Origin of the sequence: Leifsonia sp. PS1209, from assembly GCF_012317045.1 — a bacterium.
GTDB lineage: Bacteria > Actinomycetota > Actinomycetes > Actinomycetales > Microbacteriaceae > Leifsonia.
The window spans coordinates 3,305,072-3,323,300 of record NZ_CP051154.1; the positions used below are offsets into that span (position 1 = coordinate 3,305,072).

The window sequence follows — 18,229 nt, forward strand, 5'->3', positions numbered from 1 at the left end:
CACAGGCTGAGCAACTCCTGGCACGAATTCAGTGGCGAAACTTCTGGGAGGCACGAGCTGCGCGGACACGTTGACCCTTCATCTGATTCTGGGCAAACTGAGTGCTCACGTTGTAAGCGCTAGCGACCCGATTGTTGTCCCATCCGTCGAAGGCCATCCGCTCGGCAGCCTTCAACGGAATCAGGAGTTCACCCGCAAGGAAGTCCGCTTGCTTTTCTTGCTCGGCGCTGAAAACAAGGCTGTGGTTGTCTCCGAGGATGACGCCACTGAAGCGGTGTTCCAAAAGATGGTGTCCAAGCTCGTGAGCGATACTCGATCGCCTGCGGACGATCGCGTGAGCATGGTTTTCGACGATTAGGCGAACCGATCCGAGCGGGATGAGCGCTGCGGACCACGCTGAAGCTCGCACTTGGGTGAAATGATCGACCGCCTCGGGGCACATCTCATGGAGCTCCGCCAACGAGTAGACCGAGATACCGTGCTGGTCGCAGAGCTGATAGGGGTCAAAGGGATCGCGAGGGCTGAGACCAAGCTCGGTTCTTTCCTCCACCGCGATCTCTCGCATCAGCTTCTGCGTCCACCTCACTGGGTCCAGCTCCGCGCTTCACGCTCCGCTTCGAAGCGCTTCGCCGCAGCCCCGATGATCTCCTGGAGATAGTCGATGTCCTTATCGTCGAGATCCTTGCGGGCCCGCAGAAGCGGGACCAAACTCGCGACAAGCTCCGGTTCCGTGGTCTGGTCATGGTCGGAGGCGCGTTGCCGATAGAACGCCTCTGCCGGCATTTTTAGCCAGAGCGTCATTGCCGCGAACGCAGTTACGTCGGGTCTAAATCCATTAGCCATACGGGAGATCGTCGATGCGCTGACGCCTAGTTCTTTCGCCAGTTGACGCCAGGATAGATCCTTTGCCGTACGCGCAGCGTCCAGTGCGGAGTGTAGCGCTTTGACGTCAACGGTCGGAGCCTCGTCCATGTGCTCGCCTTCTTGTTTCTCTCACTGCTCGAAATGTCGAGCATTATCGTGTTAGTCTACTACTGCTCGATATTTCGAGCACCGAGCGATATCCGGCGCGTATCGAATCGGCAGCGAAAAAGCGCCAGAAGGGTTTCGCCATGGACACCACAGCAAACGGGAACGGTCAGGAGCACGACTCCGACATCGCTCACGAGCCGATCACCATCATCGTCAACACCCGGCCGCAAGCCTGGGCGAGGAAGAAGATCTCGTTCGAGGAGGTGGTCGCCCTTGCCTATCCGGGACAGCCGACTACCGAGCAGGACACCTTCACTGCCCGTTACAGCCGCGGCAACGACGGCCACGGGGCCGGTACTCTCACGTCCGGCCAGGAAGTCGCCGTCAAGAAAGGGATGGTGTTCGATGTCCACCGCACCACTCGTTCGTAGCGCGGATCTTTCCCGCCTGCTTGACGACGGATACGAGGTGGCCATCGCGGGTGGCCACCTCGTGGTCCGCCACATCCCTTACGTGACCGCCACCGGAGACGTCGAGTACGGATTCCTTACGTACCCCGTTACGGTCTCCGGTGACACGATCGTGTCCGGCACGGATCACCGCATCTGGTTCGGCGGCACCCTGCCGCACGCTGCAACCGGAAAGCCCTTGGGCTTCGCGACCCCGGAGCTGCATCCTGTGACCGAGTCAATCCAGGCTTCCTTCATGCTCTCGAGCAAGCCTGGTCCGGAGGGGTACGCCGATGAGTACTCCAAGGTCACCGCGTACTCCGACATGCTCGCTCACCCGGCCTACGCGGTTGACCCTTTAGCCACGGCCACGCCTGGCGCCTCCTGGACCGAGGTCGAGGAGGACAGCCCCTTCGTGTTTCGGGATACCGCGACAACCAGGGCCGGCCTCGCAGCCCTGTCGAACGCGTTCAGGAACGAGAAGGTCGTCATCGTCGGCGTTGGAGGAACGGGAAGCTACATCCTCGACTTTGTCGCGAAGACACCCGTTGCCTCGATCACCCTCATCGACGGCGATCCCCTGGAGAACCACAACGCATTTCGAGCACCCGGCGCCGTACCTCTTGACATACTTCGCCATCGACCCAAGAAGGTGGACTACTTCGGAGCGGTCTACTCGAACATGCATCGTAATGTCATCACGCACGGCGAATTCCTGGACGAAACAAACCTCCATCTTCTCGATGGCGCCACCTTCGTTTTCCTCGCATCCGACGACCCAACCAGCAAGACAGCGGCGATCGCCTGGCTGGAGGACAACGATGTGCCATTCATCGACGTCGGCATGGGAGTCGACGAGCTGGACGGCAAGCTCAGCGGGCTTCTCCGAGTCGTAACGAGTCTTCCTGGGCAGCGAGACCACGTGCACCGCCGCAATCTCATCCCGAATGCCGCCGCCCACGAGGACGACTACGGACGCAACATCCAGATCGCCGACCTCAATGCCCTGAACGCGGCTCTTGCCGTCATCCGATGGAAGCGGCATCTCGGCTTCTACGCGGATGCCACGGTTGAAGGCTCATCTACCTACTCGATCTTCGTAGGCGACATTGCGACCGAGGGGTTCGAGTGAACGCGCCCATCGACCGCCTACGGCCCGAGTTCGTCAGCTCCTTCCCCAGCTCCTTGCAACCCGGGGTGCTCTACGTGTCTACCGCGTATCGCACTTGCGGACATCTTTGTGCCTGCGGGTGCGGTGCCGAAGTGATTACCCCACTGGACTCGAATCAGTGGGCGATCACATTCGACGGGCAAGACGTCACGCTGTCACCGTCGGTTGGCAACTGGGCATTGCCGTGCAAATCCCACTACCTGGTCAGTCGCGGACGGATTGTTTGGAGTCGGCGCTATACCGACACACAGATCCAAGCTGCTCGCGATTTCGACCGCATCGCCCTTGGCATCGACACCCCATCTCCACAGGTCTCGACTCCGCAGACGAAATGGTGGCGTCGCTTGACTCGAGGGGGAAGGGCAAAATGAGCTCTCTGCTTCGGACCATCGAGGCGTATCTGCCCACCGTTCTCGCTGCCGGGGTGACGACGGCGGCAGCGTGGCTAATGAAGAAGATTCTTCTCGGCATTCTGGTCGGCATTGGCCGGGCCTTCGGAGGTTTGATGCACATGCTCTGGAACGCGATCAAGTGGAAGATCGGCTGGTACTGAGTTCAGAGCCAAAAACGCTTCCCTCCAGCTTCAATGTCAACGGCCGTAGCGACACCTCACGTCAGCTGGAAGCAAGATGTCTTTTGGTTGCAGGTCGTCCGGTGCGCGGATGTCTACCCTCCTCCCATCGCAGTCTTTTGCTCAGCCGGGTCACCATCGAGCCGTCGGTCGCGGTTATGGAAGGGAAGGATCTGAGTTGAGCCGCGAGCCGCGCTCTGCTTGCCGGGTTGTCCGTCTGCCTGGCCGTCGATCGTAGTTCGCTCCCGCAGGCTCCGTTCCGGGCTTTCGCGGCATATCCTCACTCGCTGCGCTCCCTGTGGTATTCCACGTCCCGGCACTGCGCTCCGCTTCCGCTCACCCTCGATCCCCTTGCCAGACAGGCGAACAAAAACAGTTGATCGGAGAAGCAGAAATGAGCGACACCACCACTGTGGTCGACACCATCGAACACCTTGACCCCCAAACCCTCATCATCGAAACCAACGTGCGACCCACGGCCCCCATCACCCCCGCCTTCGTACAGAGCATCAAGGAGAACGGGGTCCTCACCCCTGTCCTCGGACACCGCAGCGACGACGGTGCCGTCACAGTCCGGGCGGGACAGCGTCGGGTCTTCGCCGCCCGCGAGGCAGGACTGACCACCATCCCCGTCTACCTCGTGCACGCCGAAGACGTGACAGCGGAACGGATCGTGCAGCAGATGGTTGAGAACGACCAGCGCGAAGCCCTCACCGACGGCGACCGCGCCGCCGCGTTTCAGCAGCTCGCGTTCGAAGGTCTCAGCGTGACCGCGATCGCCCGGCGCACCGGCTCCAAAGCAAAAGAGGTCAAGACCGCGCTCGCGGTCACAGAGAACGAGTCGGCGGCGAGCGCGATCCAGGAGCATCAGCTGACCCTGGACCAGGCGGCCGCGTTGATCGAGTTCGATGGCGATGACGAGATCCGCGCCGAACTGATCCAAGTCGCGACCACGGACCCGGCGCAGTTCGCACATACGGCCCAGCGGGCACGCGACGAGAAAGCGCGGGCAAAGACCAAGGCAGACACGGAAGCGGAGCTCTCGGGACGCGGCTATGTGATCCTGGACAGCGATCCCGGCTACTACGACACCGAGTACACCAGGATCAGCGAACTCCAGACCACCGACGACCAGCGCGTCACCGTCGAGCAGATCGAGGACCAGGACGGACGAGCCGCCCACGTGCGCGTCTACGCGGAGGGTGACGCCAACATCAGCTACTTCCTCCCGGACGCGAAAGCGGCCGGATTCCACACCTACGGCGGCACCCAGTCCAAGTCCGGCCCGATGACGGACGAGGAGAAGGCTGAGCGGCGCACCCTGATCGCCAACAACAAGGCGTGGGCGTCCGCCGAGATCGTCCGCCGCGAATGGCTCACCACCCTCCTCTCCCGCAAGACCCTCCCCAAGGACGCAGCGGTCGTGATCGCCAAGGGACTCACCGTCCACCGGCAGGCGATCAGCACCGCCACCCGCGAGGGGAACGAACTCGCCCACCAGCTGCTCGGGATGGAGCCGTCCGGCTACTTCGAGAACGACAAGCTGACCGCTCTGATTGAGCAGGCTCCGGCCAAGGCGCAGCACGTCGCTCTCGCGATCGTGCTCGGAGCGTGCGAATCCGTCACCAGCAAGCAGACCTGGCGGTACCCGTCTTCCACCGACACCGACTACTTCGCCCTGCTCGCTAGGTGGGGATACAGCCTCAGCGACGTCGAGCAGATCGTGACCGCCGACACGGCAGCCCCGGAGGAAACAGACGCTGCTCAGGTCAGTGCGGCGCCTGGCGAAGGCGACTGATCACGCAGAACGGAAGCGGGCCCGCGCACCGGGCCCGCTTCTCGTTTGCGCGGTCAGGCGACGCCGCGAGTCGTGGCGCCGACCATCGATGGCCCGACGACCGGACCTCCTCGCTCGGCTACCCGGTTGAAGGCGACGAACGGCACACACGCCGTCTCGGCCGTCAGCGCGGCCAGCCGGCCGATCGGTGTGCGCGGATCAGCGGCTATCGCCCACCCGTCAACGGCATACTGGCTCACCGTTTCGACGCACTCCCGCTTCTCCTCCGCAGTCGGGCTCGTCGACCCGACCACCCCAATCAATCCGCCCTGCAGTTCCGGACCCATGTTTCTCGTATCGATGGCGAATACGCGCATCCTGATCACTCCCCTGGTTGATCGACCCTTTTATTTGCCGTGTCAAATTGGTTTGCTGGAGCGGCTTGTCCTGCCTCTGATCGTTTTTCTTGCCGTTCCGGCACAAAGATCGAGAGCGGGCGGAGGCAGCGCAGTGCCCGGAGGGAGTGGTTGCTAAGCGCAGGGAGCGCAGCGAGTGGAGTCTGCAAAAAGCAACCGGAGGGCACGGAGCTGGCGGAACTCGCTATGATCGGCTGCCGGATCGGAAAGAAAACTGAGGAAGACAGCACGCCGGAGGCGTTCCATCCGACATGACAGCGCCGCCTCCGTGCGGCTCCACGTCCCTGGCCGCATTGGACACAGCGCCAGCGGTGTCCGGCTCACTCGCCACGCGATGAGAACGCATACAGCTGTCTAGTGGCAACAGGGCACGGTGGATCATCCTGTCGGCATGAGTGGGACAGCCGACAACATCTTCTTGGCCAGAACTGACGACAGCGGGGCGTCGCTGTTGACGCTGCACTTCTCCCCACGGGAGCGCATCGAGATTCTGAGATTGGCTGCCACGCTCAACACGACATCCGAGCAACTGATCGAACAGTTCATCCGCAGACGCTTTCCCAGCAATGCCCGCCTCGAACAGTCGGGCCTCATCCCGCCTTGGATGTGAGCGCCGCGGTCACGCCATACCCGAGCCCAGGTGGCGGAATAGCTGCCGGGCGATATCGCGCTCCAGGCTGCGACTGACCTCACGCTTGCTCTTGCCTTCGGCCAGCCGCCTCGAGAAATGGTCGCGGGACGGAGGATCACAGCTCAACCGCGAGCGAGAATATGCCGCGAAAGCCCGGGAAGGAGCTACGAGCCGGCAGCGCGAAGTCACACAAACCGGCAAGAACTGCGCCAGATGCTAGATCCTTTGGCAGTCGCCACTGAGCACAGGCGAGCCGGAGGTCCCCGACCTCATCGCTGCCCGATAGTCGTCGCCCCAGCTATCGGATTCGGGACGGGGCCGATCCTATCGATCCAGGGGATCCGGTTGAGGACAGCAAGTCCGATCCGGTTCCAGACTCCGCTGAAGAAGACTGCCGCTGTGCTGGCTACAAGCACCGATCCGACAACGTCGGTGAGGTAGTGGGCACTGACATAGAGACGGACAGCGCCCATGCCGACAATTGCAACGATACCGAGAACGGCGACCGGGATCTCGAACCGGGTACGCCGCGCGAGCACGTAGCAGGCGATCGCGTACGCCGCGACGTAGGTCGTATGGCCGCTCGGGAAGCTGCTGTACCCGATCTCCGCCAGCAGCGGGTGATCCAGCAACCCCGCGGGCGGGCGCGGCTCAGCGACCGCGAGTTTGAAGACCTCCGAACACAGCCAACCGAAGGTGGCGAGACCGGTGAAGGCGAACGCATTGACCGGTGAACGTCGCACGACCAGCAAGAACAGAAACGATGCGACCAGAACGACGATGATCCCAGGTGGGGAGAAGACGGTGGAGACGGCGACAGCGACCACGTTCAACGCCGGACCTTGATGGTCGGTGAGCGCCTCATCCAGCGCGAGCTCAGCGGGTAGGACTCCGGGGACAAGCTTGGCGCTAAATCCCAGTATCAAAACGGCAAGGACACCCATCAGGCTCATCAGCAACCAGTGCCGCGGCTGAGGCATGATGGCCAGCCGAATTCGAGGATCGCCCGAATCGTCCACAGGGGGCGTGGGATGGTGTGTAGGGAGCATCCGGACAGCTTCAGCGTGCCCCTCCCAGAATCCTCTGAGATGGTTCCTAGGCGAATTCTGGGCCTGCCACCACCATGCTGAAGAGACGCGACGGGACCCGGAGGTGCGGATGAGCGACAGGATGCGCGTACTCCTGGTGGAGGACGACCCACAACTGGGACCGCTCATCGAACAGGTCCTCGCCGAGGTCTACGACGTCCTCAGGGTGACCGATGGCGAACGTGCACTGGTCGAGGGGACCACACACGACTTCGATGCGATGGTCGTGGACCGGAGACTGCCCGGGGTGGACGGCGCGCAGCTCGTGACCGCCCTCCGCGAACGGGGCGTCGTCTCCCCGATCCTGATGCTCACCGCTCTCGGCGCGTTGCGCGACCGCGTGCAGGGATTGGATGCGGGAGCCGACGACTACCTCGTCAAACCCTTCGAGTTCGACGAGCTCCTCGCCCGCCTTCGGGCGCTGACACGCACCTTCACCGGGGAGGGCCGGGAAGTCGCGATCGGCGAATGGACGTTCTACCCGGAAAGCCGGGCGCTGTACTCCCCGTACGACGGACGCATCCTGCTCACCGAGCGCGAGAACGACCTGCTACGACTATTGGCGGAGAATCCACTGCGTACCTTCTCCCGCGGCCAGATTCTGGAAGCCGTGTTCGCCCCCGACGAGCAGCCGGGCACCGTGGACACGTACGTCCACTACCTGCGCCGCAAGGCGGATCCGGAACTGATCTCCACGGTCCGCGGACACGGCTACCGGCTGGGACGACTATGAAGAAGACGCCGACCGACCCCGCTGTACGGGAAGTGCGGCGGGCATCCCGGATGGTCGGCCTCCAGCTCGCCATCGCCTCCGGCGCCCTCGTGGTCGCTGCCATCGGCGCCGCCTTTGTCTTTGTGCTGAACCAGCTGCGCCCTTCGGAAGTGAGCGAGCCGCCCCGGCCCGGCGAGCAGAAGATCTACCTCGACGCCCCCGAGGCCCTGATCGCTTTCGCAATGGTCGGCGTGCTCGCCGTCGCGATCGCGGGCGTGCTCAGCGTGATCGCGACCCGGCGAGCCGTGCGCCCGCTCGCACGTGCGCTGCAGATCCAACGCGACTTCGTCGCCGACGCCAGCCACGAGCTCCGCACACCGCTGGCGGTCCTCGACGCCCGGCTGCAGGTGCTCCAACGCGGCCTTGCACCGGACGATCCGTCGAAACCCGCGGTCGCCGACCTTCGCACCGATACGCGCATCCTGATCGACGTCGTCGACGATCTGCTTCTCGCTGCAGACCCCGAACGCACCGAACCCGCCGAACCCGTGTCACTGCGCGACGCGGTCACCCGATCACTGCACTCACTCGAAGTGCTGGCCCGCGACGCCGGCGTCGAACTGGTCCTCGGCAGCCGCGACGACGTGCGGACCACGGTTCCGGCCACGACACTAACGCGCTGCGCCACCGCCCTGATCGACAACGCGCTGGTGCACTCACCGGCCGGCTCGAGCATCACCGTCGACGTCCGACTTCAGGGCGACCAGGCCGTCCTCACGGTCACCGATGATGGCGCCGGAATCGTCGGCATCAACCCAACACGGATCTTCGACCGGTTCGCGCGGGCGCACCCTGCTGCACCGGGGAGAACACGTGCGGGATTCGGGATCGGGCTGGCGCTTGTTCGCGACGTCGCGACACGGCACGGCGGCGATGTCGCGGTGACCCGCACCGGCCCGACTGGAACAGCTATCGAGCTGAGGCTCCCGGCCGGCTAAAACGCTCGGCCGCGAGATTACGAACCTGCTCGGGAACTCCGACGGACGGTGACGAGGCGAATCACCAGCGGCACCACCGAGAGCACGACGATGCCGATCAGCACGAGGTCGAGGTACTTCGCCACGAAATCCGCGACCCCGGGAATGTGCCCGAGGCCGTACCCGCCGAGGATGACTGCACTGGCCCAGACGGCAGCCCCAACGATGTTGAAGATCGTGAACACCGACCAGCGCATCCGGCCCACCCCTGCCGCGACCGGTGCGATCGTGCGCACCACGGCGACGAAGCGTGCGACCATGACTGCCGAACCGCCGAACCGGTCGAAGAACTGCGCCGTACGCTCGACGCTTGCTCGACTGAAGAAGCCGGAGTTCCGCCGTTCGAACACGGCAGGTCCCGAGCGCCGGCCGATCGCGTAACCGACTTGATCTCCTAGCGCTGCCGCCACCACAACGGCCAGGATGATCACCCACAGCGGTTCGACAAAGTGGCCCGTCAGGCTGAGCACCCCCGTGAGGAAGAGGAGCGTATCCCCCGGCAGGAAGAAGCCCACGAGCAGACCCGTCTCGATGAACACCAGCACGCACACACCGACGAGCGCCCACGGGCCGGCCGCTTGGATGATGGTCTGCGGGTCGATGAGACCGGTATGGATCATGGTGTCCTCTCTCAGGCGGATGGCATTAAGGCCCAGTGAACCCTCGTGGTCCCCAGAAACCTCGAAGACCAGGAGCACCGGCTCTCCCCAACGCGCCGACCGTGTGAACTCTCGCAGACCCCGGCACCCTCGCAGCACCGCTTGCCGGGCGCTGGTCAGGACCCGTCCCCTAGGGTCGGGAACGTCAGTGGGGACGACGCACAGCTGCAAACGGACGGGAAGCCGAAAGCACTTGAACGCGGAGCGCTCACTGCTTTGTCCCGCCGCTCGTTCGCATTGACCGAGTTCGTCCTGATGACTACAAGGAGATCCCCGTGCACGCGCTCAGCATCCCCAGCCCGCCCCCACAATGGGCGCAATTCCAGCTCGGACCGCTCACCGTGCACACCTACGCGCTGTGCATCCTCAGCGGCATCATCGCAGCCTCCCTCATCACCGCGCACCGGCTCGGCCACCGCGGCGTCGACCGCGGAATCGTGCTCGATGTCGTCCTCTGGGCCGTGCCGCTCGGCATCGTCTGCGCCCGCCTCTACCACGTGTTCACCCACGTCGGCGATTACTTCTACCCCGGCGCGAACCTCTGGAACGTCTTCGCTATCTGGGACGGCGGCAACGCCCTTTACGGCTCCCTCCTCGGCGGCGCACTCGGCGTCTACATCGCCTCCCGACGCGCCGGCCTCCGGTTCTGGGCCTTCGCCGACGCACTCGCCCCGGCCCTCCTCGTAGCCCAGTCACTCGGCCGGTTCGGCAACTACTTCAACCACGAACTCTTCGGCCTGCCGACGACCCTGCCGTGGGGCCTGCAGATCGAGGCCACCAACGCCAAATTCCCGGCAGGGATGCCACCCGGAACACTCTTCCACCCGCTCTTCCTCTACGAGATCATCTGGAACCTCACCGGCGTCGCCGTCATCCTTCTGCTCGAACGACGCTTCCGCCTGCAATGGGGCCGGGTGCTCGCGCTCTACCTCATCTGGTACGGACTCGGCCGCAGCTGGCTCGAAGCGATCCGCATCGACCCCACCAGCGACGGATGGCTGGGAATCCCCGCAAACGTGTGGGCCTCCTTCGCCGCCGTCGCCATCGGAATCACCCTGTTCGTCATACAGACCCGTCGACACCCCGGCGCCGAACCTTCGCCATACGTGCTATCGACTTCCACCGATATGGCGCCGGACACGGACGACGAACTGGCTAGCCATCGAGGTGCCGAGCCCGACGCTCACGCCCACCGATCGCGCCGAATCGACGTGAGATAGCCTGAAAGGATGGGAGTATTGCTGGCTCGTACGTTTCGTGTGGTACTCGGCATTCTCCTTTGCGGTGTCGGGGGTTTGGGCGCTATCGCCCTCATGGTTGTGACGATCCAGCAGGCGTGGGGATGGATCTTTCTCGTCGGACCGGTTTCAATTCTGGTTGCGGTACTGCTGATTCGCGCGGGGACGAAACTTCTGGCTGCCTGATGCGCGCGCCGGTCGTCAGCCGGGTGCCCGTGTCGGTGCTGCGATGTGGGGACGTAGCCGCCTGGTCTGCAGCTAGCATCGACCTGTGAGAGGCCCGACCCTGCCCGCATCCCCGAGCTGGTTGCTGCGCCTGGCGGTCGTCACGCTCCTTGTCGGTGTGGGAGCCGGCGTGGGTGGGTTGCTGGTTGCCATCTGCTTGCACTTGATCCAGCATGTCGCGTACGGATACACGGAGGGCACCTTCCTCGATGGTCTGCTTCACGCCCCACCTGTCACGCGCGTCGTCGCACTGACGCTCGCGGGCGTCATCGGCGCGGTCGGTTGGTGGGCGTTGCGCCGATGGGGGCCGCCGTTCGTCTCTGTCGAGCAGAGCGTCGGCGGTCGGCGGATGCCCCCCTTCGTCACTGTGATCAATGCCGGCTTGCAGGTGGTGATCGTCGGTCTCGGCGCTTCGATCGGCCGAGAAGTTGCGCCGCGAGAGCTGGGCGCGCTGGTGTCGGGATGGTTGAGCGAGAAGGCCGGCCTCACCGCACGTGAGCGTCGGATTCTCGTTGCATGCGGTGCCGGCGCCGGACTCGCCGCCGTCTACAGCGTGCCACTCGGGGGCGCGATCTTCACTGTGGAGATTCTCTTGGCGGAGGTGAGCTTCGCGACGGTGCTTCCGGCCTTGGCGACGTCGGCGATCGCGACCCTGATCGGGCACCTGGTCGTGCCGGCGACCCCGCTGTACTCGTTGCCGCAGTTCACGCTTTCGCCGTCGATGGTGGTCTGGTCCATCATCGTGGGGCCGATCATGGGGTTCGCGGCCATCGGGTTCGTGCGGCTTGCCCAGTTCGCGCAGGCGCACCGGCCGGCATCATGGGGCATTCTCATCGTCATGCCCCTCACGTTCGCTGCCGTGGGTGTGTTGTCGCTTGCATTCCCGGCGATTCTCGGAAACGGTCGCGCTCTGGGTCAGATCGCGTTCGATGTGGCCATCCCGGTCGGATTGCTGGCAGCGTTGCTCGTCTTCAAAGTGGTTGCGACGGTCGGCACGATCGGCAGCGGCGCCGCCGGTGGAACGCTGACGCCGTCATTGGCCATCGGTGCCGCTGCGGGTGCTCTCGCCGGCTGGGCGTGGAGTGCTCTGTGGCCCGGTGTTCCTCCGCCCGCGTTCGCGTTGATCGGGGCTGCGGCGTTCCTCGCTTCGTCGATGAGGGCACCGTTGACGGCGTTGGTGCTTGTCATCGAGTTCACCAATGAAGGCCCCTCGATGCTGGTCCCGATGATGCTCGCCATCGCCGGGAGCGTGATGGTCGGCTACGTGCTCGGGCGCCGCCGCCTCACCGGCGTTGACTGACCGTCAGCGACGCAGGATCACAGCAAAGGCGACGAGATCGAGGATGGCTGCGCCGCTGATAACGAATGTAAGTGCCCACGCGACGACGTGCGTGCCGCGCAGATGTTCAGACACATGTCTGTCTGACGACCGGTTGATAACACTCCAGACCAGAGTCACGGCGGACAAGAGTATCCCGGCCAGGCAGGATGTCAGACTGATCGCAAGCCCGAATCCGGAGTGCCCGAAGAGGGGGCGTGCAGAGTTCACGATAGCTGCAGAGGCGACCAGAACTATGGCTCCGGTCACAGCGGCGAGGGCGTATCGCTCTCGAGCAAACGTTCCGAGAACCGTCGCAACGATCTCCTCATCCGGAGACGGCCGCGAACTACTGCGATGGTGCGTCACGGTGCCAGTGTAGGCCGCGACCGCTGAGGGACTGCGAAATTCTCCGAGACATGGGTGCGTTCGCCATCACCAGCCGTATCACGGAAATACTGGACGTTGGCTTACCGATTGGCCGGCTCATGAGGCCACCAACTGTGTCAGGGCCATTACGTCAGCCACCATCAAGGCGCTGCCGCTGGAATTCGCTCCGGCATCAGCCGCTAGGCAGTTCCACGCCGCTACGCCGCCCGGCGCTAGTGTCCGGCGCCGAGGTTCCCGGCGAGCCGCTCGTGCATCCGGGTGCTGGCGTCGTTCAGGCCTTCGATGGTGACCGTCTTGCCGTGGTTCCCGTATTTGGTGGTGATGCCGTCGAGGGCGGCGACGGTGGAGGCGTCCCAGATGTGCGAGCCGGCCATGTCGATGACAACCCGGTCGGGGTCTTCGGCGTAGTCGAACTGGGTGGTGAGGTCGTTGCTGGAGGCGAAGAACAGCTCCCCAGTCACGGTGTAATAGGCGACCGCCTCGTCACCGTCCGACCGGATCGTGCGCTGCACGGTGGCGAAGTGGGCGACTCGCTTGGCGAAGATGACCATTGCGGCGATGACGCCGACGACGACTCCGATGGCGAGGTTGTTGGTCAGGACGACGACGATCACGGTCAGCACCATGACGATGGTTTCGCCGAGCGGCATCCGCTTGAGGGTTACGGGTCGGATGCTGTGCCAGTCGAATGTGCCGACGGAGACCATGATCATCACCGCGACGAGGGCTGCCATGGGAATGATCGCGACGATGTCGCCGAGGGCTACGACGAGGATGAGGAGGAACACGCCGGCGAGGAAGGTGGAGATGCGGGTGCGGGCGCCGGAGGCTTTGACGTTGATCATGGTTTGACCGATCATGGCGCAGCCGCCCATGCCGCCGAACAGGCCGGAGAGCACGTTGGAGACGCCTTGACCGAGGGATTCGCGGGTCTTCCGGGAGTGGGTGTCGGTGATGTCATCCACGAGCTTGGCTGTCATCAGTGATTCGAGCAGACCGACCAGCGCCATCGCCAGCGCGTAGGGCGCGATGCGTCCCAGCGTTTCGAAGGTCAGGGGCACGGCGGGGAAGAGGAACTGCGGCAAGCTGTGTGGCAGTTCGCCCTCGTCGCCGACGGTGGGTACGTTCAGGCCCGTGACGACGACAGCGACGGTGATCAGGATGATCGCGACCAGCGGTGCGGGAACGACCTTGGTCAGGCGCGGCATGAACACCATGATCAGGATGCCGGCCGCGACAAGCGGGTACACCAGCCAGGGGACGCCGATCAAGTGCGGCAACTGGGCGATGAAGATCAGGATTGCGAGGGCGTTGACGAAGCCGACCATCACGCTTCGCGGGATGAACCGCATGAGTTTGGCGACGCCGAGCAGCCCGAGAGCGACTTGGAAGATGCCCGCCAGGATGACGGTCGCGAACAGGTACTCGACGCCATAGTTCTTCACCACGGGGGCGACGACAAGCGCGACGGCGCCGGTCGCAGCGGAGATCATCGCGGGCCGGCCGCCGAGGAACGCGATGGAAACGGCCATCACGAACGAGGAGAACAGTCCGACCCGTGGGTCAACACCGGCGATGATCGAAAAAGAGATCGCCTCCGGAATGAGTGCCATCGCGACCACGAGCCCGGCGAGGACCTCACGGGTCAGCAGGCGGGGGTTGCGCAGCGCTTCCAGGACGGTGGGATGCGCCCGGTAGGAGGCTGCCGTGATGGCGGAAGACATGGAGATGCTCCAACAGGTCGAGGCCCTCAGCGCGAGGACCGGATGGGCAATGGCTGTGATCCGGCGCCTCGTCGCGCGCGCACCTGCCGCCGCAGCGGGAAGAATGGTGGGAAATGTGTTCGCTCGATCAGCGAACCTGCATAACTCTACCCTAACGTGAGGGTTGAGTTGAAATGAGGGTCATGACTAGGGAACCGCGCAGCATGCACATCGGCGAGCTCGCCGAACGCACGGGACTGTCATTGCGTACGCTGCGCCACTACGACGAGGTCGGCCTGGTCAAGGCGTCAGGCCGAACTGACGGCGGCTTCCGCGTATACACCGAGACCGACTACGAACGGCTCATGCTAATCCGGAGAATGAAGCCCCTCGGGTTCTCGCTGGAGGAAATGGCCGACCTCCTGTCGGTCGTCGACGACGGAGAATCGGCCACCGACGCCAGCCAGGCGCTCGATCAATTCGTCGCGCAAGCCATCGAGCGACGCGAGAAGCTGCGCGAGCAGATCGCAATGGCCGACGAGTTCATTGACCTCCTAGAATCACGCCGAAGTGTGTTCTCCAAGCAGGCAGAAGACGTACAGTCCACACCCAGACTGTCATAATCAGGTTCATCAGTGATTAATTCACGTGAGTTGCATTTGATGCAAAACCTCCCGCCAATCCGTCGCGACTGCAGATTTGCTGATGGCAGGCGTTTAGTTCCGCTGGCGGTCCTGTGATCCCGGCGCACGCTCGGCCAGGGATGCCGCTGACCGTGTGGATTCCTGCATCTAATGCAGGTTTCCACGGAACGAGGCGGCCCGACGCTACTGTTTGCAGCTATCGGCCCGAACAAGTTGAATCGAACATTCGGTCGTGGTCGACCCGTCCTGGCATCGCAACTACGCGCGGAAGATGTGGATTGCCTCGCGTGCGGCGTAGAAGACGATGATGAGCCCGGCTACCGGGTCGGCCCACCACCAGCCGAAGGTGTAGTTCAGCAGGATCCCGAGCAGCACGCTGGTCGCGAGGATTCCGTCGATGAGGGTGACCCGTCCCTCGGTGAGAAGCGCGGGGTTGTCCAGGCGCTTGCCGACGACCCACTTGCCCCAGGCGAGGGTGAACATGGCGAGCGCGGTCGCCCCGGTCCAGGTGATTCCACCGATCAGGGGGGTGGCGTGGTGCCCCAGCACCAGCGCCATTACCGCTTGCACTAGGAGGTAGAGGGCCAGGAGGATGAACGCCCAGCCGATGAGACGTAGGGCCACGCGTTGCCGGGACGGGCTGGTGTCGGTGAGCTCCCAGATGACGACGGTGCTCGCGCCGATCTCGATCAAACTGTCGAGCCCGAAGCCGAGCAGAGCGACGGACGCCGACTGGTAGGCGAGGATCGCCAGCAACACGACGCCGACCACGTTCCAACCGAGGGTGACGATCTCCAGCGCGATGCCGGATCGGCGGAGTTTCATCGCGGGGTCGGTCACTCGACGACCGTACTCGATGCCGCCTTCTGAGGGGATGAAACAATGGTCAGGTGTCCGGTGCTCCGAATCCGCCCGAGTCCAACCACGTGACCGTGAAGGTGCCGAGGTGGAGTCAGCGTCGTCGGATCCTGATCGTGCTCGGTCTCAACCTGGTGCTGATCGTCGGGCTTGTTGTCGCGGGGATATTCGCTCATTCCGTGAGCGTTCTCGCCGCCGCTGGCGACACCGTCGCCGACTGCTTTGCTCTGATGCTCGGCCTCGTTGCGATCGCGCTTCGGGACCATGACCCGGACCATCCGCACGCACAACGACCGATCGCCATCGCGGCGCTCGTGAATGCCACCCTCCTGCTCGCGGTGACAGTAACCGTGACGATCGAGGCGATCTCGCGGTTGCGTGAAGGTTCACCGCCCGTTGAGGGCTTGCCGATGGTGATCGTCAGCCTGGTCACTGTTGTCGTGATGCTCACCGGTGCACTAGTCCTCGGCCGCTCGGCCGCCGGCGAGGACCTGCATATGCGGTCGGTCCTGATCGACGCGCTTGCGGATGCTGCGGCAGCAGCGGCGATCGCCGTGGCCGGCGTCATTATTTTGGTCACGAACGGGCTCTACTGGCTGGACCCGGTTTTGGCGCTGGCGGTCTCGGTCCTGATCGCCATCGCGGCGATCCAGCTGATCGTGAAGGCGATCTCGGCACTACGTGGGAAAGCAGTCGACTTCGACGGCGACTGACTTTTGCAGTGAAGGCGTGTGCCGGTCGGGTCGCGCAATTTGCATCGCACACCGTGTTGATCTTTAATCTGCGTATGGATGCAGATAAAGCGATATGTGGAAGACTGCCTGACAGCCAGTACGTCGAGCTCGCAGTGGAGGTGTTCGGCATGCTGGCCGACGCAACGCGGGTGCGGATTGTGCTAGCGCTGAAGGACGCGGGCGAGCTCTCGGTGAACCACCTGGCGGACATCCTCGACAAGCAGCCTGCCGCGGTCTCCCAGCACCTCGCGAAGCTGCGCCTGGCTCGCATTGTCTCGACCCGCCAGGACGGTCAGCGAGTGTTCTACCGGCTCGAGAACGAACACACGAGCAGACTCGTGACGGACGCGATCTTCCAGGCCGAGCACTCGCTCGGCGGCACGCCGCGGCACCATCACGCCGAGGCCAAGCTCGGCGCGGAGACGAGCGCGTGAGCGGGACACACGCCCACGAGCACGACGAACACGGCCACACGCACGAACACGGCCACGGCCACGGCCACGGCCACGGCCACGGCCACGGCCACGGCCATGATCATGAGCACGGCCACCAGCACCCGACCGGTTTCAAAGGATTCCTGTACGGGCTGTTCGTCCCGCACTCGCATGACGCCGCCGACTCCATCGACGACGCGCTGGAGGCGAGCACCGAGGGTGTCCGTGCACTGAAGATCAGCCTGTTCGTACTGCTGGGCACCACCGTGCTGCAGGCGATCATTGTCGCCTTCAGCGGGTCTGTCGCCCTTCTTGCCGACACCATCCACAACTTCTCGGACGCGCTCACGGCCGTGCCACTCTGGGTTGCGTTCGTGCTCGGGCGTCGGGTCGCCTCCCGCCGCTACACCTACGGCTACGGGCGCGCCGAGGATCTCGCCGGGCTATTCATCATCGCCGTCGTCGCTCTCTCTGCGGTCGTCGCCGCGTGGCAGTCGATCGACAGGCTCTTCCATCCCCACCCGCTCGAAAACCTCGGCTGGGTGATCGCCGCCGGCCTCATCGGCTTCGCCGGCAACGAAGCAGTCGCGATCTACCGCATCCGAGTCGGCCAGCGGATCGGCTCCGCCGCCCTCGTCGCCGACGGCGTGCACGCGCGCATCGACGGGTTCACCTCGCTCGCCGTCGTCCTCGGCGCTCTCGGCGTCATGCTCGGCTTCCCATTGGCCGACCCGATCGTGGGTCTGCTGATCTCGGCCGCGATCATCGTCCTGCTCGGGGGCACCGTCCGCAGCATCGGACGGCGCCTGCTCGACGGCATCGAGCCCGAGCTGGTGGACCGTCTAGAGCATGCTCTTGAAGAGACGCCCGGCGTCACTGCTGTCCCGCGCGTACAGCTGCGCTGGGTCGGGCACCGGTTGCACGGTAGTGCGCAACTCGGCGTGGATGCGGAGAGCCTAAACGATGCACAGCACATCGTTGGCGCAGCACGTACCAATGCGCGGGAACACCTGCGAAATCTGGATGAACTCCACATCGAGGTCGGGGACGCTATCGCTGCTTGCCGCTCAACTCCCTCCTGAGTAACTCCCGCTCCTGCCAGTTCAGAGGACGGTCGTAAAGGCATCTTTCACAAGAGAATTGCGGCAACCGTCTTCGCAGATCTGGCGAGTTCGTTGGCCACACCGGAACGGTCTGGCATG

22 protein-coding genes are annotated in these 18,229 nt (G+C 64.1%); 14 read left to right on the forward strand and 8 right to left on the reverse strand.

Annotated features, from left to right (window positions below; translation table 11 throughout):
- Positions 1–28: 28 nt before the first annotated feature.
- Both HF024_RS15720 and HF024_RS15725 read right to left on the reverse strand, forming a co-directional pair.
- A complete protein-coding gene (locus HF024_RS15720; protein ID WP_168690155.1) occupies positions 29–565 on the reverse strand; it encodes an ImmA/IrrE family metallo-endopeptidase in 537 nt (178 codons plus the stop codon).
- Between the two features lie 17 nt (positions 566–582).
- The gene (locus HF024_RS15725) at positions 583–972 is read right to left on the reverse strand and encodes a helix-turn-helix domain-containing protein (RefSeq protein ID WP_168690156.1); all 390 of its coding nucleotides are present in this window, start codon (positions 970–972) and stop codon (positions 583–585) included.
- Positions 973–1,112: 140 nt separating this feature from the next.
- On the opposite strand from HF024_RS15725, the gene HF024_RS15730 reads away from it, so the two are divergent.
- The 4 genes from HF024_RS15730 (at position 1,113) to HF024_RS15745 (ending at position 4,961) form a co-directional block, all read left to right on the forward strand.
- Positions 1,113–1,403, forward strand: coding sequence for a multiubiquitin domain-containing protein (locus HF024_RS15730; RefSeq protein ID WP_168690157.1), 291 nt, complete (start codon positions 1,113–1,115; stop codon positions 1,401–1,403).
- Positions 1,378–2,553, forward strand: a complete 1,176-nt coding sequence (locus HF024_RS15735; RefSeq protein WP_168690158.1) for a ThiF family adenylyltransferase — start codon at positions 1,378–1,380, stop codon at positions 2,551–2,553. Before HF024_RS15730 ends, HF024_RS15735 begins: the two co-directional genes overlap by 26 nt.
- 406 nt (positions 2,554–2,959) lie before the next feature.
- Positions 2,960–3,145 carry a hypothetical protein gene (locus tag HF024_RS15740; RefSeq protein WP_168690159.1) on the forward strand — a complete coding sequence of 62 codons (186 nt, stop codon included), beginning with the start codon at positions 2,960–2,962 and terminating at the stop codon, positions 3,143–3,145.
- Positions 3,146–3,557: 412 nt separating this feature from the next.
- Positions 3,558–4,961 carry a ParB/RepB/Spo0J family partition protein gene (locus tag HF024_RS15745; protein ID WP_168690160.1) on the forward strand — a complete coding sequence of 468 codons (1,404 nt, stop codon included), beginning with the start codon at positions 3,558–3,560 and terminating at the stop codon, positions 4,959–4,961.
- A 53-nt stretch (positions 4,962–5,014) separates the two neighbouring features.
- Here the strand turns inward: HF024_RS15745 and HF024_RS15750 are convergent, their stop codons facing one another.
- Positions 5,015–5,317 carry a hypothetical protein gene (locus HF024_RS15750; RefSeq protein WP_168690161.1) on the reverse strand — a complete coding sequence of 101 codons (303 nt, stop codon included), beginning with the start codon at positions 5,315–5,317 and terminating at the stop codon, positions 5,015–5,017.
- A gap of 430 nt (positions 5,318–5,747) precedes the next feature.
- On the opposite strand from HF024_RS15750, the gene HF024_RS15755 reads away from it, so the two are divergent.
- On the forward strand, positions 5,748–5,966 hold the full coding sequence (locus HF024_RS15755) for a hypothetical protein (RefSeq protein ID WP_168690162.1): 219 nt from the start codon (positions 5,748–5,750) through the stop codon (positions 5,964–5,966).
- A 290-nt stretch (positions 5,967–6,256) separates the two neighbouring features.
- Here the strand turns inward: HF024_RS15755 and HF024_RS15760 are convergent, their stop codons facing one another.
- Positions 6,257–7,006 carry a phosphatase PAP2 family protein gene (locus HF024_RS15760; RefSeq protein WP_168690163.1) on the reverse strand — a complete coding sequence of 250 codons (750 nt, stop codon included), beginning with the start codon at positions 7,004–7,006 and terminating at the stop codon, positions 6,257–6,259.
- 139 nt (positions 7,007–7,145) lie between these two features.
- Between HF024_RS15760 and HF024_RS15765 the strand changes: the two genes are divergently transcribed.
- Together HF024_RS15765 and HF024_RS15770 are read left to right on the forward strand one after the other, a co-directional pair.
- Complete coding sequence (locus tag HF024_RS15765; RefSeq protein ID WP_168690164.1) at positions 7,146–7,808, forward strand: response regulator transcription factor; 663 nt, start codon at positions 7,146–7,148, stop codon at positions 7,806–7,808.
- An 89-nt stretch (positions 7,809–7,897) separates the two neighbouring features.
- On the forward strand, positions 7,898–8,785 hold the full coding sequence (locus HF024_RS15770; protein WP_168690165.1) for a HAMP domain-containing sensor histidine kinase: 888 nt from the start codon (positions 7,898–7,900) through the stop codon (positions 8,783–8,785).
- A 17-nt stretch (positions 8,786–8,802) separates the two neighbouring features.
- Here the strand turns inward: HF024_RS15770 and HF024_RS15775 are convergent, their stop codons facing one another.
- The gene (locus HF024_RS15775) at positions 8,803–9,522 is read right to left on the reverse strand and encodes a VTT domain-containing protein (RefSeq protein ID WP_168690166.1); all 720 of its coding nucleotides are present in this window, start codon (positions 9,520–9,522) and stop codon (positions 8,803–8,805) included.
- Between the two features lie 236 nt (positions 9,523–9,758).
- Between HF024_RS15775 and lgt the strand changes: the two genes are divergently transcribed.
- The 3 genes from lgt (at position 9,759) to HF024_RS15790 (ending at position 12,246) form a co-directional block, all read left to right on the forward strand.
- Entirely contained in the window at positions 9,759–10,703 is a 945-nt protein-coding gene (gene lgt / locus HF024_RS15780; RefSeq protein WP_168690167.1) for a prolipoprotein diacylglyceryl transferase, read from the forward strand.
- A gap of 9 nt (positions 10,704–10,712) precedes the next feature.
- Entirely contained in the window at positions 10,713–10,907 is a 195-nt protein-coding gene (locus HF024_RS15785) for a hypothetical protein (RefSeq protein WP_168690168.1), read from the forward strand.
- An 85-nt stretch (positions 10,908–10,992) separates the two neighbouring features.
- Entirely contained in the window at positions 10,993–12,246 is a 1,254-nt protein-coding gene (locus HF024_RS15790; RefSeq protein ID WP_247597149.1) for a chloride channel protein, read from the forward strand.
- A 3-nt stretch (positions 12,247–12,249) separates the two neighbouring features.
- Here the strand turns inward: HF024_RS15790 and HF024_RS15795 are convergent, their stop codons facing one another.
- Positions 12,250–12,633: a hypothetical protein gene (locus HF024_RS15795; protein ID WP_168690169.1), complete on the reverse strand. Its 384-nt coding sequence runs from the start codon at positions 12,631–12,633 to the stop codon at positions 12,250–12,252.
- Positions 12,634–12,866: 233 nt separating this feature from the next.
- Positions 12,867–14,378 (reverse strand): SulP family inorganic anion transporter, encoded by a 1,512-nt coding sequence (locus tag HF024_RS15800; protein ID WP_168690170.1) that lies wholly within the window; start codon positions 14,376–14,378, stop codon positions 12,867–12,869.
- A gap of 182 nt (positions 14,379–14,560) precedes the next feature.
- Between HF024_RS15800 and HF024_RS15805 the strand changes: the two genes are divergently transcribed.
- Complete coding sequence (locus HF024_RS15805; RefSeq protein ID WP_168690171.1) at positions 14,561–14,980, forward strand: MerR family transcriptional regulator; 420 nt, start codon at positions 14,561–14,563, stop codon at positions 14,978–14,980.
- A 279-nt stretch (positions 14,981–15,259) separates the two neighbouring features.
- Here HF024_RS15805 and HF024_RS15810 read toward each other — a convergent pair whose 3' ends face one another.
- Positions 15,260–15,841 carry a cation transporter gene (locus HF024_RS15810; RefSeq protein WP_247597150.1) on the reverse strand — a complete coding sequence of 194 codons (582 nt, stop codon included), beginning with the start codon at positions 15,839–15,841 and terminating at the stop codon, positions 15,260–15,262.
- 50 nt (positions 15,842–15,891) lie between these two features.
- Between HF024_RS15810 and HF024_RS15815 the strand changes: the two genes are divergently transcribed.
- The 3 genes from HF024_RS15815 to HF024_RS15825 all read left to right on the forward strand — a co-directional run bounded on the left by HF024_RS15815 (position 15,892) and on the right by HF024_RS15825 (position 18,109).
- Positions 15,892–16,572 (forward strand): cation diffusion facilitator family transporter, encoded by a 681-nt coding sequence (locus HF024_RS15815; protein ID WP_168690172.1) that lies wholly within the window; start codon positions 15,892–15,894, stop codon positions 16,570–16,572.
- A gap of 74 nt (positions 16,573–16,646) precedes the next feature.
- Positions 16,647–17,027 carry a metalloregulator ArsR/SmtB family transcription factor gene (locus HF024_RS15820; RefSeq protein WP_168690173.1) on the forward strand — a complete coding sequence of 127 codons (381 nt, stop codon included), beginning with the start codon at positions 16,647–16,649 and terminating at the stop codon, positions 17,025–17,027.
- The gene (locus HF024_RS15825; RefSeq protein ID WP_168690174.1) at positions 17,024–18,109 is read left to right on the forward strand and encodes a cation diffusion facilitator family transporter; all 1,086 of its coding nucleotides are present in this window, start codon (positions 17,024–17,026) and stop codon (positions 18,107–18,109) included. The genes HF024_RS15820 and HF024_RS15825 overlap by 4 nt, the downstream gene beginning before the upstream one ends.
- The last annotated feature ends 120 nt before the right edge of the window (positions 18,110–18,229 follow it).